General features: G+C 64.6%; 13 protein-coding genes. 4 read left to right on the top strand and 9 right to left on the bottom strand.

Annotation, left to right across the window (positions count from 1 at the left end):
- Positions 1 to 7 precede the first annotated feature (7 nt).
- Together Q0L25_RS13815 and Q0L25_RS13810 are read left to right on the top strand one after the other, a co-directional pair.
- Complete coding sequence (locus Q0L25_RS13815; RefSeq protein WP_296615169.1) at positions 8 to 1,558, top strand: hypothetical protein; 1,551 nt, start codon at positions 8 to 10, stop codon at positions 1,556 to 1,558.
- Positions 1,559 to 1,685: 127 nt separating this feature from the next.
- Complete coding sequence (locus Q0L25_RS13810; protein ID WP_296615167.1) at positions 1,686 to 3,203, top strand: serine protease; 1,518 nt, start codon at positions 1,686 to 1,688, stop codon at positions 3,201 to 3,203.
- On the opposite strand, the gene Q0L25_RS13805 is transcribed toward Q0L25_RS13810, so the two are convergent.
- Positions 3,173 to 4,078 carry a CPBP family intramembrane glutamic endopeptidase gene (locus Q0L25_RS13805; RefSeq protein ID WP_296615165.1) on the bottom strand — a complete coding sequence of 302 codons (906 nt, stop codon included), beginning with the start codon at positions 4,076 to 4,078 and terminating at the stop codon, positions 3,173 to 3,175. The genes Q0L25_RS13810 and Q0L25_RS13805 overlap by 31 nt on opposite strands.
- Positions 4,079 to 4,203: 125 nt before the next feature.
- Between Q0L25_RS13805 and Q0L25_RS13800 the strand changes: the two genes are divergently transcribed.
- A complete protein-coding gene (locus tag Q0L25_RS13800; protein WP_296615164.1) occupies positions 4,204 to 5,769 on the top strand; it encodes an alpha/beta hydrolase-fold protein in 1,566 nt (521 codons plus the stop codon).
- Between the two features lie 50 nt (positions 5,770 to 5,819).
- Here Q0L25_RS13800 and Q0L25_RS13795 read toward each other — a convergent pair whose 3' ends face one another.
- The 8 genes from Q0L25_RS13795 to Q0L25_RS13760 form a co-directional block, all read right to left on the bottom strand.
- On the bottom strand, positions 5,820 to 6,287 hold the full coding sequence (locus tag Q0L25_RS13795; protein ID WP_296615162.1) for a DUF1203 domain-containing protein: 468 nt from the start codon (positions 6,285 to 6,287) through the stop codon (positions 5,820 to 5,822).
- Entirely contained in the window at positions 6,287 to 7,324 is a 1,038-nt protein-coding gene (gene ada / locus Q0L25_RS13790) for a bifunctional DNA-binding transcriptional regulator/O6-methylguanine-DNA methyltransferase Ada (protein WP_296615160.1), read from the bottom strand. The genes Q0L25_RS13795 and ada overlap by 1 nt, the downstream gene beginning before the upstream one ends.
- A 62-nt stretch (positions 7,325 to 7,386) precedes the next feature.
- On the bottom strand, positions 7,387 to 7,917 hold the full coding sequence (locus Q0L25_RS13785) for a GNAT family N-acetyltransferase (RefSeq protein ID WP_296615158.1): 531 nt from the start codon (positions 7,915 to 7,917) through the stop codon (positions 7,387 to 7,389).
- 1 nt (position 7,918) lies between these two features.
- The gene (locus Q0L25_RS13780; RefSeq protein WP_296615156.1) at positions 7,919 to 8,347 is read right to left on the bottom strand and encodes a hypothetical protein; all 429 of its coding nucleotides are present in this window, start codon (positions 8,345 to 8,347) and stop codon (positions 7,919 to 7,921) included.
- Between the two features lie 43 nt (positions 8,348 to 8,390).
- Positions 8,391 to 9,086: a M24 family metallopeptidase gene (locus Q0L25_RS13775; protein WP_296615155.1), complete on the bottom strand. Its 696-nt coding sequence runs from the start codon at positions 9,084 to 9,086 to the stop codon at positions 8,391 to 8,393.
- A 41-nt stretch (positions 9,087 to 9,127) separates the two neighbouring features.
- Complete coding sequence (locus tag Q0L25_RS13770) at positions 9,128 to 9,949, bottom strand: alpha/beta fold hydrolase (protein WP_296615153.1); 822 nt, start codon at positions 9,947 to 9,949, stop codon at positions 9,128 to 9,130.
- 19 nt (positions 9,950 to 9,968) lie between these two features.
- Positions 9,969 to 10,466 (bottom strand): hypothetical protein, encoded by a 498-nt coding sequence (locus Q0L25_RS13765; protein WP_296615151.1) that lies wholly within the window; start codon positions 10,464 to 10,466, stop codon positions 9,969 to 9,971.
- 245 nt (positions 10,467 to 10,711) lie between these two features.
- On the bottom strand, positions 10,712 to 11,557 hold the full coding sequence (locus tag Q0L25_RS13760) for a hypothetical protein (protein ID WP_296615149.1): 846 nt from the start codon (positions 11,555 to 11,557) through the stop codon (positions 10,712 to 10,714).
- Positions 11,558 to 11,941: 384 nt separating this feature from the next.
- On the opposite strand from Q0L25_RS13760, the gene Q0L25_RS13755 reads away from it, so the two are divergent.
- Positions 11,942 to 12,496, top strand: coding sequence for a F0F1 ATP synthase subunit delta (locus Q0L25_RS13755; RefSeq protein WP_296615147.1), 555 nt, complete (start codon positions 11,942 to 11,944; stop codon positions 12,494 to 12,496).
- Positions 12,497 to 12,506 lie beyond the last annotated feature (10 nt).

Genomic DNA, 12,506 nt, shown 5'->3' with positions numbered 1-12,506 from the left:
GGATGGAATGATTCGAAAGCTGTGGTTGTTGGGATCGCTGCTTGCGGTGGCGTGGCCGGATGTTGCCGGCGCCGCCTGGTATCAGGCAAGCTCAAAACACTTTGTCGTCTACGCCAACGACAGTGCCGAACGGGTGAAGGCCTATACCGACCGCCTCGAACGATTCGATCAAGCGATTCGCTACTGGCATCGCATGCCCGAGGACAAGCGCGGCCCGTCGGCGCGAGTCACCATTTTCGTCCTAAGCGATATCGGCGAAATCCAGAAAATCTACGGTAGAGGAAGTACTTCGAACGTCGCCGGCTTTTATGATCCGCGCGCGAGCGGGTCGGTTGCCTTCACTCCCCGCAACGCGGGGAATGAAGGCGACTATGGATTATCCGCGCAGGCGATCCTGTTCCACGAATATACGCATCATTTCATGCTGACGAACATGTCGGACGCCGCGTTCCCGCCATGGTTCACCGAAGGATATGCCGAGCTCCACGCCACCGCGATCATCAAGCCCGACGGCAGCGTGCAATTCGGCGCCGTGCCGCGCTACCGGCAGTGGACCGTTGCAAGCCCGATGCTGCTGCCCGCCGCCAAGCTGCTCGAACCGTACCCCGGCAAGCTCGATGACGACAGTCGTGACGCGCTCTACTCACGCGGCTGGCTGCTGATGCATTATTTGACCTTCGACGCCGATCGCCGCAAGCAACTCGCCGCCTATATTATTGCAATCAACTCCGGAAAGTCCGCGCAGGAAGCCGGCGAGGCGTTCGGCAAACTCAGCGAGCTCGACGGCAAGATGAACGCGTGGGGCAGCCGCAAGGCGATGCCATTCAACGAGATAAGCGGATCCGAGCTGCACACCGGAATGATTGCCGTACGTCCGCTGACTCCGGGCGAGGCGGCAGTCATGCCGGCGCTAATCGCCTCCGAACGCGGCGTCGACGATAAGACCGCGCCGACGGTCGCTGCGCTGGCGGAACGCCTGGCGGCGCCTTTCCCCGGCGATCCCGCCGCGCAGAACGAACTGGCCGAGGCCGAATTTGACGCGAAGAACTATGCCGCCTCCGAAGCAGCGGCGGACCGCGCGCTGGCCGCCGATCCGAGATCGGTCCATGCTCTGCTTTACAAGGGGATGGCGCAACAAGCGGTACTCCTCCGCGACAAGATCAATGATGGTAGCCGCTGGGCCGCGGTGCGGCGTTGGTATCTGGCCGCGAACAAGGTCGACACCGAGAATCCCGAACCGCTCGTGCAATTCTATGACAGCTTCGTTGAGCAGAAGGAGAAACCAACCACCAATGCCGCCAACGGATTGCTCTATGCCTATGCGCTCGCGCCTTACGACCCGTTGCTGCGGCTGCGCGCGGCCAGCGTGCTGATCGGCCGCGACCAGGAAAAGGCGGCGCGAATCGCGCTGTATCCGGTCGCCTACAATATCGAGGAGAGCGGCCCGGCTGAGATCGCGCAAAAGGTTCTCAAGGCGCTGGACGCTGGCGACAAGACGGCCGCTCTCAAAGCCTTCGAGCCGACAGAGAAGAAGGCCGAGGACAAGAAAAAAGCCTAAGATCTGCTACGTCTTGCCGCAGGTCGGCCATCGATCGATCGGCGCGCACTGTAACTCGCGACCGCTTTCTGTCATGGCGGCGTCGATGGCGTGGACTGAACCAATGAACATATTGCGGCAGATCGCAGTGGCGATTTCCTTAGTGCTGGCGGGTGGGCTCGTCCTACCCGCGCACGCCGATGACATTGCTGCGGCATCGCGTAGCGTCGTCCGTGTCGTAACGATCGCAATCGTCGACCAGGAAGTGGTCGGGTTCGGCCATGGTTCGGGCTTCGCGGTGGGTCCCAATCGGATCGTCACCAACGCGCATGTCGTCGAGCTCGCGCAAAAATATCCCGACAATGTCGTGATCGGCGTCGTTCCGTCCGAGGGGTCCAAATCCTATCAGGGCCGCGTCGTCGCGATCGATACCAAGCGCGATCTGGCCTTGATCGAGTTCACCGGCGGCGCGCTGCCCGTCGCGACGCTGTATACGGGGGCGCCCGACGACAGCATGGGGCTGGTCTCGCTCGGCTATCCGGGCAATGTCGACCTGGCGACCGCGCAGTCGGCGGCGGATTATATCAAGCCGCTGGCGCCGGTGCGCTCCGAAGGGTCGTTGTCGGCGAGCCGCAACATCGAAGGCATCAACGTCCTGTTGCATACCGCCAGTATCTCGCGCGGCAATTCGGGTGGACCGCTGCTCGACCGCTGCGGGCGCGTGATGGGCGTCAATTCCGCGATCACCCGCGGCGAGGATGGCGATGCCAATTTCGCCTTCGCGATCGCGGAGAGCGAGCTTGCCGGATTCCTGCGAGCGAACCGGCAGACCTTCAATGCCGTCGACATCCCGTGCATGAGCCTGGAAGCCCGGCTGAGCGCCGATCAGGCCGCCGACAATGCGGCGCGCGAGGCGGCCGACGCATCGCGGCGCGAGGCGGCCGCGCGTGAACAGGCCAGCCGTCAACAGGCGATCGAGGCCGCGCGGCTGAACGCGCAGCGCGCGAGCGAGAATGTCATGGCGATTTCAGCCTTGCTGCTCGTTCTCGGCGCGCTGACCGTGGGCGGTGGCGGACTGCTCTATTCGCGTGGACGCCAGCGCGAGGCGATCTGGGCCGCGTCGGCCGGCGGGGTGTTGATCGTCGCTGCGGTCATCGTGTTCCTGTTGCGGCCGAGCGAGGAACCGATGCTGCCACCGGGCTTCGCGGTTCCGGTCGCGACTCCACCGACCCCCTCGCCAGCGACGGCGCGCGCGGTGGGCAAGATGGTGTGCAAGTTCCAGCCCGACCGCAGCCGGGTGACCGTATCGGCGACCGACGACGTCAATCTCGATTGGGGTCAGGACGGGTGCATGAACGGCAAGACGCAATATGCCGACGATAACGGCAAATGGACTCGCGTGCTGGTGCCGAGTAACGAGCAGACCGTCTCGGTACTGCAATTCGACCCCGATACGCGCACTTACACGGCTTATCGCTATTTCCTGAGCGCGGCGCAGATGGGCGCGGCACGCAAGCTGCGTGCGCAGAGCCCGCTCAAGCAGTGCAGCGCCGACGCCGGCGCGCGCAACAATTTGATGGTCCAGCAGCAATCGATCCGCGCCGCGCTACCGGCTGCCTATAGCGAGAAGCTGGTCTACGCCTGTTCGGCGGCGGCGGCTCCCTGACGACGGCGCACCCAGGAAGGGGCGATGAACCGGTCGCCGCGCCAGGCGACATAGAGCAGGACGACGCCAACCGCGGTGGCGATGGCCATCGCCGGCAACGACGCCTCGGGGCCGAACTTGCCCCCGGTGACGAGGTCGGACCCGCCGATCCACGGACGCAACAAACCCGAAACCTGCAGCCCGGAGACGGGCGTGCCGAAGATACCACCCTCGGCGAAATTCCAAGCGGCGTGCAGCCCGATCGCCATCCATAAACGCCGCGTGATCATGTACAGCGCCGCCAGCAGGATTCCCGCCTCGAATGCGATTCCGACTGCGGCAACCCAGGTCGCCTCGGGATTGAAGATATGGCCGAAACCGAAAAACAGCGCGGACAGGACGAGCGCCGCCCAGCTGCCCAGCCAACGTTCGAGTAGGCGGAAGAAAAGCGCCCGCAACGCGATCTCTTCGCTAAAACCAGGGAAGATCCCGATCGCCAGCGGCACAGCGAGGACTTCGGGACCGTTATAGCCGACGACGCGATAGGCGCCGAGCGCGGCCATGACGCCGATGATCGCCGCCAGGATCGCGATGCCCCCGGCGATGCCGATCGCGAGTTCCGGCAGCGCGCGGTGGAAAGCGAACTCGACGACCCGCCGTCGCTCGACGAACCGGACGAACGCCCAATAGCCGCCGAAGAAGATCGCCGCGCCAATGATCGCGGTTACCACCCCGCCGCCGTCGGTATGACTGGCCTTCAACGCCCTGCCGACCGCGCTGCTCATGATCGCGCAGGCGAAGATCAGCGGGATGCTCAGCAACAACAGCATCATCGGGTGGTGGATGACTCGCCAGGCCGGGCTGTCGGGGGGCGTGTTCGGTTCGACCGGCAGCATGCGAGGGCCCCTTCTTCTCTCTCGGACTTGTTTGAGCCTAACGCAGCCAGTGTATCGCGCAAGCAGATCAGCTATGGCTTTGCCCGGTGCCGCGGTCACCGTCGATCAAGGGGAGGAATGTGCTTATGAAGCGACTTGGCTTGCTCGCCTGTCTGGCGCTGCTCGGGGCTGCGGACGCGCCATCGCCGCCGGTGGTCATCCCGGTCACCGTCGCGCCGGCGCTCGGCGATCATTTTTCGGGGCGGCTGATCGTCTTCGCCGAAAAGGCAAAACCCGATTCCAAGCCGGCGGACGCAGTCGATTTCTCTCCGTTCGAGCCCACCGGCGCGTCGATCGCGGCGCGCGAGGTGAGCGACCTCGGGCCCGATAGGATCGCGCAAATCGACGGCGAGACCGATGCCTTTCCCGCGCCGCTGTCGAGCCTGTCGCCCGGCACCTATCGCGTCCAGGCCGTGCTCGATCGCAACCACAATTACAATTATGGCGGGCGCGATGCCGGCGACCTCGTGTCGAAGGTCGTCGAAGTCACTCTGCCCGGCAAGCTGCCGACGATCGCGCTCGATAGCGTCGTGCCGGCCAGTAATCCCGAAGCCATGCTCGGACGGCTGCCGCCCGGCGAGCGGCCGAAGGTCGAGGCCGCATTGTCGCAACTCAAGCCGGTCGAGTTCCAGAGCACTGCCCTCACGGCCTTTCGCGGAACACCGACTTTCATTCGCGGCTGGGTCGCACTGCCGCCGGGCTATGACGGCAAAACCAAATTCCCCACCGTCTATTCGGACAGCGGCTTCGGTGGGACACTCGCGTCGGAGCGGATGCAAGGCGCGCGCATCTCGGCGATGATAGCGGATCGTTCGCTGCCGCCGATGATCTGGGTGTTCCTCGATCATAGCGGCGCGACCGGCACCAACGAATTCGCCGATTCGGTCAATAACGGACCCTGGGGCAAGGCGCTGACCGAGGAGCTAATCCCCGCGCTCGAACGACAATATGCGATGGACGCCCGGCCGAGCGGGCGTTTCCTGACCGGGCACAGTTCGGGCGGCTGGTCGACCTTGTGGCTGCAGGTCCGCTATCCGAAACTGTTCGGCGGCAGCTGGCCGACCTCGCCCGATCCCAGCGATTTCCACAACTTCACCAATATCGACCTCTACGCGCCGGGCGCGAACTTCTACCGCGACGCCAAGGGCGAACCGATTCCGCTGGTCCGCGATCACGGCAAATTGATCGCGACGATGGAGCAATTCGCCCGCGCCGAGGCAGTACTTGGCCCCTATGGCGGCCAGATCGCCTCGTTCGAATGGGTGTTCAGCCCGCGCGGCGCCGACGGCCGGCCGGTGCCGGTGTTCGACCGCGCGACCGGCAAGGTCGATCCCGCCGTCGCCGCCTATTGGCACGACAATTATGACGTCGCCCATATCGTCGCCCGGGACGCCGCCGCGCTGAAACCCGACCTAGACGGCAAGATTCACCTCACCGTCGGGACCGCGGATACTTTCTATCTCGACGGTGCGGCGCATCTGCTCGATGCGGCCATGGCCAAGGCGGGGATCAAGGCGAGCTTCACCTATCTGCCCGACAAGACGCATTTCGACCTGTACGAACGCGGCGGCGACAAGATGGCGCTGATGAAGGACAATGCCTGGGCGATGTATGCGGTGGCGCGGCCGGGGGCGAAGCGGCCAGGAAAGTAGACGCCGACTCTTCACCGTCATCCCCGCAACAGCGGGGATGACGATGGTATTCAGGCCCGATCGATCCGCGCCGCGAAGCAGCCCGGGCGAGCATTATACGCCTGGAGGTATGCGACGTTCGGATCCTCCAGCCAAGGCTCGATCGCCTCGGCGAGGTCGCCGCCGTCCAGCACGTCGCCCTTGAGCAGCATGCCTTGGGCATCGAACGCCCGCAGCGCGAGCAGGCGGCGCGACAGCTGCTCGGGCACCGCGTCGCGATATTCCGCGGCCTGTTCGGCGCCCTCGCGCACGAAGATCGCGTAGCTCGCGCGATAAGGGCTATCGACCGGCAGATGCTGGTAGTTGATCAGGATCAGATCCTCGCCCGGCTCGGCATCCTCCAGCGTCACGCGGCAGGGAAAACCGGGCTTCTCGTCGGCCCGGCGGCGCACCGCGCCGAACGCGGCGAGCTCGCCGTCGCTCAGACCGTAGAGCGGCTTGAACGGGGTGGGGTCGAGCCCGCGAATCACATACGCCATTACTTCACTCCTTCACGATCGAGCAGAACTGTCTTGCGGTCGACGCCATAGGCATAGCCGCCCATCGAGCCGTCGCTGCGCAGCGCGCGATGGCAGGGGATGACGACCGCGACATGATTGGCGCCGCACGCGCTGCCCACGGCACGCACTGCCTTGGGACTTCCCGCGATCGCGGCGAGCTCGCCATAGGACCGCGTCTCGCCCGCCGGGATATCGCGCAACGCTTGCCACACCGCCTCCTGAAATGCGGTGCCTTGGACGTCGAGCGGCAAATTCTGATCGCGATCGGGCGATTCGACCTTGGCCACCACACGTGCGGCGAGATCACCTAGCGCCGCACCGCCCTGAACGATCTCCGCCTTGGGAAAATGCTTGGCGAGGTCGAGCGCATCCTCGTCGAACGAAACGCGGCACAAGCCCTTGTCGGTCGCAGCGATCAGCAATGTGCCCAGGCTGGTGTCGGCGATGGTCCAGCGGATCGTTACCCCCGCCCCGCCCTGGCGCCAGGCACTTGGCGTCATGCCCAGCCGCTTGGCGCCGCCTTCGTAGAAGCGGCTCGGTGCCGAATAGCCGGCCTCGTAGATCGCATTGGTGACGGACGATTCGTCCTTCAGCGCCTGCGCGACGCGAGTAGCGCGTAGGCCGCGGAAATAGGCCGCCGGCGTCACGCCGGTCGCGCGCTTGAACAGGCGATGGAAATGATGCGGCGCATAACCGACCTCCGCCGCCAGCTCCTCGAGCGAAATGGCGTCCTCGGCCGCTTCGAGTAGCGCTACGGCGCTGGCGACCGCGACGCGATCTCGGCCGACCTCATCGGGCTTGCAGCGCAGACAGGCGCGGAATCCGGCGGCGCGCGCACTGGCGGCGTCGCGATGGAATTCGACATTCTCGCGCCGCGGATGCCGCGCCGGGCAGCTCGGCTTGCAATAAATGCCCGTGGTCTTGACCGCGACGACGAAGCGTCCGTCCTGCGCGCGATCGCGAGCCTCGAAGGCCGCCCAGGCGGCGTCGATATCGATGGGGGTTTCGCTCGTCATGCAGCCTATGTAGGCGCCCACGCAGGCAGCCACATCCCGGCGTTTGCGGCCAAAGCTAAAGGCTATCCGGCCGACCCGCTCCGATCGATCGTATAGATTACGTGGACCACCGGCTGCCCCGCCATTTCGGCGTGATGGCGGCGATCGGTCAGCTTGCCACCGACTTTCTCGATCGCGCGCCGTGAGCGAATATTGGTTTCACCGATCATGAACATCACGCGCGACACGCCGGTAAAGGCATGATCGAGCATCAACCGCTTCATCTCGCCATTGTAGCGCCCGCCCCAATGCGACCGCGCGAGGAAGGTCCAGCCGATCTCCACTTCATCCGGCTCGGCGCGGCCGAAATCGTAACGCGAACTACCGATCACCGCCCCGCTCTCGCGGTCGATCGCCACCAGCATGCCGCCCGAGGCAAGGCCATCGGCGAAGAAGCGGCGAAATACCGACTCCTGCCAGCGGTCATGCGCTGGATGGACTTCCCAGATCAGCGGATCGCCGGCAACTGCGAACAGCGCGTCGAAATCCTCGGCGGTGGCAGGGCGAAGCTCTACCAGGTCGCTGATCAGGTGCGGTTGGCGGTCGAACGCCACGTCACACGATCAAAAGGGCGACCGGAACCACAATGCCTAGCCCCAGCGCGATCAACGCCGGGCGGCGCAGGTTGCGCGTGCCAAGCGCGATCGTCAGGCCGATCAGCGTGGTGGTGAACAGGCCGATCGCGACCAGCAACGCGAAGATCTTGAGCGGCGACAAGCCGCCATGATCGTGATCGTCATCCCCCGCGGGCCGTGCCCCGGCGGGCTTGCGCGCCGGTTCGGCCGGGCGCGGCTTGGGCAGCATTTGATGCTTGTGGATGCCGGCGATCGCCGACACCCAGCCGGCCGGAGGCGGATTGCGCTGGTCCTGCCACCCCAGAACCTGGATCAGGCCGCTGAACGCAAAGAACAGGATGGCGGGGGCCAGGAAGACACCGATATAATGGTGCCATTGGCGCAGGCTGCGGAGCGTGGTGCCTTTCATTGCCTCCGCCTTAGGGCAGGAGTGCGACCGCCGACAAGCCGAGTCAGGACATAAGCCGTTCGTAGAAGCCGCCAAAGCGCCCGGCGGGGTCGACCAGATGGATCTCCAGGATCCAGAAGCGATCGTTGCCATTGGGGTCGGGGTCGCGCAGCCGCGTCGTGTTCTCCGGGTTGATCCGGTAGAAATCCTTGTCGCCCGGCAGATGCGCGTGCGGGAATTCGCCGACTATGTGCCCGGCGATCACGCCGCCGAACCGCCACCCCGCCGCCGTCGCACTGTCGCAGGCAAAGGCATAGAGCTCGGCGCCGGTGATGTCGGGATCCTTGTCGAACCGCGCCTTAACCTTGCCGAATTGCGCGGGAAGGTCTGCGACCAGGCGAACCTTGTCGGGGTCGTGACCCACGACATAGGAGCGGCCGACATCGGCCTCCCATTCGTCGAATACCGGTCCGAGATCGAGGAACACCAGATCGTCCTCCGCGATCGTCAGCACCGGCGGGTTCTCGCGGGCGGTCGCGAGCCCGTTGACGCCGGCATGGACGATGCGTTTGTGCCAATGTTTCTCGACGCCGAATTCCTCGCGCGCGAGCGTATAGATGTCGTGCTCGACCTCACGCTCGGTCCGACCGGCCGCGATCAGGCCGAGCGCCTCGATCCGATCCAATAGCTGCAACGCCAAGTCCTCCGCGGCATGGAGCTCGGCGTGGCGCGCGGCATGCGAGAGCGTGGCGTGAGTCATCGCTGGCACCAATAAGGGAGCGTGCAGCGCGCGGCCAGAGATCAGAGACTGTGGGCGTTGAGCCAGCGCGCGATCAGCGCCTGGGCTGGCTGGCTGAACACAACCTCATGCCCTACGCGCGGAAAGACCACCCGATCAGCATTTGGGCGTAGTGCCTTCAAGGAGGCGCTGTTCTCCGGAGGAATGGTCGTGTCGGCAGTCCCATGGAGTAGCAGGATCGGGCAGGCGATTCGGCCGATCTTGGCGGCAGTATCGAACCGTTCGCTGACCAACAGGTCGGCAGGAAGCCACCAGAAGCGTGCCGCGGCGACGTGGGCGACGCTGGCATAAGGCGCTACCAGGATCAGCGCGCGAGGAGCGTGTTCCAGCGCCATCTGCGCCGCCACTCCGGTGCCGAGCGAATAGCCGATGATGACAATGCGGTCGGCACCGATGCCGTTCGCCGTCATCCACGCGCGTGCAGCGCGCGCATCGCGATATAGTCCTTGTTCGTCGGGGATGCCGGGTGCGCCGTTGAACCCGCGAAATTCGGGCAACACCGCGCCATAGCCGGCGGCGACCAGTGAGCGCATCGCGACGATACTACCCAGGACCGAATCGCCATTGCCATGGAAGAACAAGATGACCGGCTTGCCCTGCTGCGGCGGGTGATAGAGCAGCCGCCCGCGCAGCCCGTCCGAGGTCGTTATCGCGACGTCGCGATAGCCGGTACGGTCGGGATTGACCGCCGCTGTCCCGAAATACCAGCCGGGATAAATCAGCCGCCGCTGGAAAGTGTAGAGCAACCCGACGATGGCGACATAGATCAGTACGGCAGCGATCAGCGTGCGGATTGCAATTCGTTTTAACCCAGCCAGTGCCACCGCGCCGCTCGCCCCGAATTCACGGCGACTTTATCGTCTGCGCGATCGCGCGAGTTTCGCGCATCAGCGACAAAATGCCGGCTTCGTCGGTCTTCGTCCCCGCCCGGAAAATCGAAAGCACGCGGCCGCCGACGGCCGTAATGCATACCGCGATGGGCTGGTCGTAGCTGATCCCCGGCGTATCGTAGTGGAGGACGCCGGCCATATAACCGCACATATCGTCCTTGCCTCGCGGCGCGAAGGTGCCGCTGATATCGATCTTGGTGCCGGTAATGTCGGACATCGACTTGGCGGCGGTATCCCGCCAGCTCTTGGTATCAAGAGTCTTACCGAAAGCGACGCCGAGCTGCGTGAGCAGGGTCTGGCGATCGATTGTGGCCAAAAGGGCGGCCGAGGGAGTCTTGATGAAGGTATAGTCGTTCGCACCCTTCAATACTTCTCCGTCGCATCGGGCGAGCATGAGATCGGTGGTGTTGACCGTGTCACCTGCCGCCAGCAGTTGCGCGATATCCGCCATCTTGCCGGAGGGCAGGCAATAGCCGTCCGGAATTGGGATCGAGAACGACACTCCACCGACCCGGAAGTCTGCCTTTCGCGTATCGGATGCCGGTGCCGAGGTGGCCATGAGCGACGCCGACACGATCAAGGCCGCGAATACGGATTTCATGATTCCCCCCAAGTGATACGCCCCGTGTCGGCGACTTCTAACCACGCCTGGGCCATGTCTAAAGCGCTTTCCTCGTGCCGATGCCGCGGCGAGTATTATTTCTTCTTTTCCCGCGCCTTCAGGCTCTTCGAGATGACGATCTCGGCGAGCCGTGCGCCGGGGATGAAGATGCCGGCGGCCTCGACCCCGGCGTTGATCAAGAATTCGGCGTCGATCGTGTGGCCGAGGAACTGCTCGAACGTGCTGCCGCCGGTGCGCGTCTCGCCGCTCACGCCGTCGAACTCGACCACCGCTTCCTTGCCCTGCCAGCGGTAGCGGAAGGCGTAGACCGGGCGGTAATAGAGGTCGATGTGATGGAGCGAGAGCTTTTCCTCCAGCACCTTGTCCGCCTCGATCCGCTCGATCGAGCTCGCCAGCACGTCGCGTACCAGCATCGACGCCTTGGCCGTCGGCGGCACCACCACCGCGCCGTCGGCCGCCGCCTTGGCGAGTCCCGCGGCGTCGGTCACCTTGGCATCGTGCTGGAGATATTGCACCGCGCCGGGGTCGGGGTTGCCGCTGATTGCGTCGTAACAGACCTCGCGATGGATCTCGTCGTGGCAGGTTTCGGTGCCGGTCAGCGTATAGGCGCCCCCTGCGACGACGTGCATCCTGCCATCGATTTCGACGTTGGTCACGTTGGCATCGACCGCGACGCGATACTCCTTGCGCCGCTCATAGGTCATCGTCGCGGTGCAGCCGATGCGGAAGAAGGGCTGCAAGCGGCGCTCGCGATAGATCACTTCATAGTCTTCGTCCTTGGGACGCGACAGGAAACCGGTGATCTTGGCCATCGTCCCGAACGCGTCGGTGCGCTTGATCCAGGCGCGCCCCTCGGCATGGTCCATGTTGAACCGGTCGGCGAGGATCAGCACGCGTTCTTCGGCGAGTTCGACGTCCATCGGGCACCCCTCAATGCGCTTTTGCACACTTCCTCGCTGCATCGGTCAAGCTGGGATAGGCGAAATTCGCCCTCCCCCGCTTGCTAGCCCTCTCCCGCTTGCGGGAGAGGGTCTTCTTTCTTCTTCCAGGCGACTCGATCTCAAAAAGAAGTAAGAAGACCCTCACCATCCCACCGCCTACGGCGGCGGGCCCCTCCCTCTCCCGCGTGCGGGAGAGGGACAAGTAGGAGTCGCCATCCGCCCCCCGGCTGCACCTCATCCTAAAGCACCGGGTTGCATCCCCGCCCCCCCGATGCTAGTCGCGCGCCAACCCATAGAGGGCGCCTCAGGGCTGCCCTCTTTTCGTATGGGGCCACATACCCTTTTGAAAAGGACCCTCATCGCGTGGAGCAATCCGGCGGTATTCAAGCGAGCTTAGGTGGGCGGTACGCAACCGCTTTGTTCGAACTCGCCCGCGAATCGAAGTCGATCGACACGGTCGAAGCGAGCCTGGCCACGGTCCGGCAGGCGCTGAGCGACTCGGCCGACTTCAAGGCGCTGACCACCAGCCCGCTGATCGGTCGGGCCGATGCCGCCAAGGGCGTCGCCGCCGCCGCCGGTGCGATGAAGCTCGACGCGACGACCACCAAATTCCTGGGCGTGCTGGCGCAGAATCGCCGCCTCGCCCAGCTGCCGGCGATCATCCGCGCGTTTCGCGGGCTGGCATCTAGCTATCGTGGCGAGACCACGGCCGAAGTAACTTCGGCGCATCCGCTTTCGGATGCGCAGGTGATCGAGCTCAAGCAGCAGCTCCGCCAGCGCGTCGGCCGCGAGGTTGCCGTCGAATTGAATGTCGATCAGTCGCTGCTCGGTGGCCTGGTCGTTCGTATCGGATCGCAGATGATCGACTCCTCGATCCGCACCCGTCTCAATACCCTCGCGCACGCGATGAAAGGCTGAAGGTTTAGAA

The organism is Sphingomonas sp. (genome assembly GCF_024508665.1).
Lineage (GTDB): Bacteria > Pseudomonadota > Alphaproteobacteria > Sphingomonadales > Sphingomonadaceae > Sphingomonas.
Note: the sequence above shows the minus strand (reverse complement) of the source record. Positions and strands in the feature narration are given on the sequence as shown.

Bases quoted from the DNA above. Each gene is read 5' to 3' on its own strand.
- Q0L25_RS13815 (WP_296615169.1), top strand. From the start codon at position 8: ATGATTCGAAAGCTGTGGTTGTTGGGATCGCTGCTTGCGGTGGCGTGG.
- Q0L25_RS13805 (WP_296615165.1), bottom strand. From the start codon at position 4,078: ATGCTGCCGGTCGAACCGAACACGCCCCCCGACAGCCCGGCCTGGCGA.
- Q0L25_RS13800 (WP_296615164.1), top strand. From the start codon at position 4,204: ATGAAGCGACTTGGCTTGCTCGCCTGTCTGGCGCTGCTCGGGGCTGCG.
- Q0L25_RS13795 (WP_296615162.1), bottom strand. From the start codon at position 6,287: ATGGCGTATGTGATTCGCGGGCTCGACCCCACCCCGTTCAAGCCGCTC.
- ada (WP_296615160.1), bottom strand. From the start codon at position 7,324: ATGACGAGCGAAACCCCCATCGATATCGACGCCGCCTGGGCGGCCTTC.
- Q0L25_RS13780 (WP_296615156.1), bottom strand. From the start codon at position 8,347: ATGAAAGGCACCACGCTCCGCAGCCTGCGCCAATGGCACCATTATATC.
- Q0L25_RS13775 (WP_296615155.1), bottom strand. From the start codon at position 9,086: ATGACTCACGCCACGCTCTCGCATGCCGCGCGCCACGCCGAGCTCCAT.
- Q0L25_RS13765 (WP_296615151.1), bottom strand. From the start codon at position 10,466: ATGGCGGATATCGCGCAACTGCTGGCGGCAGGTGACACGGTCAACACC.
- Q0L25_RS13760 (WP_296615149.1), bottom strand. From the start codon at position 11,557: ATGGACGTCGAACTCGCCGAAGAACGCGTGCTGATCCTCGCCGACCGG.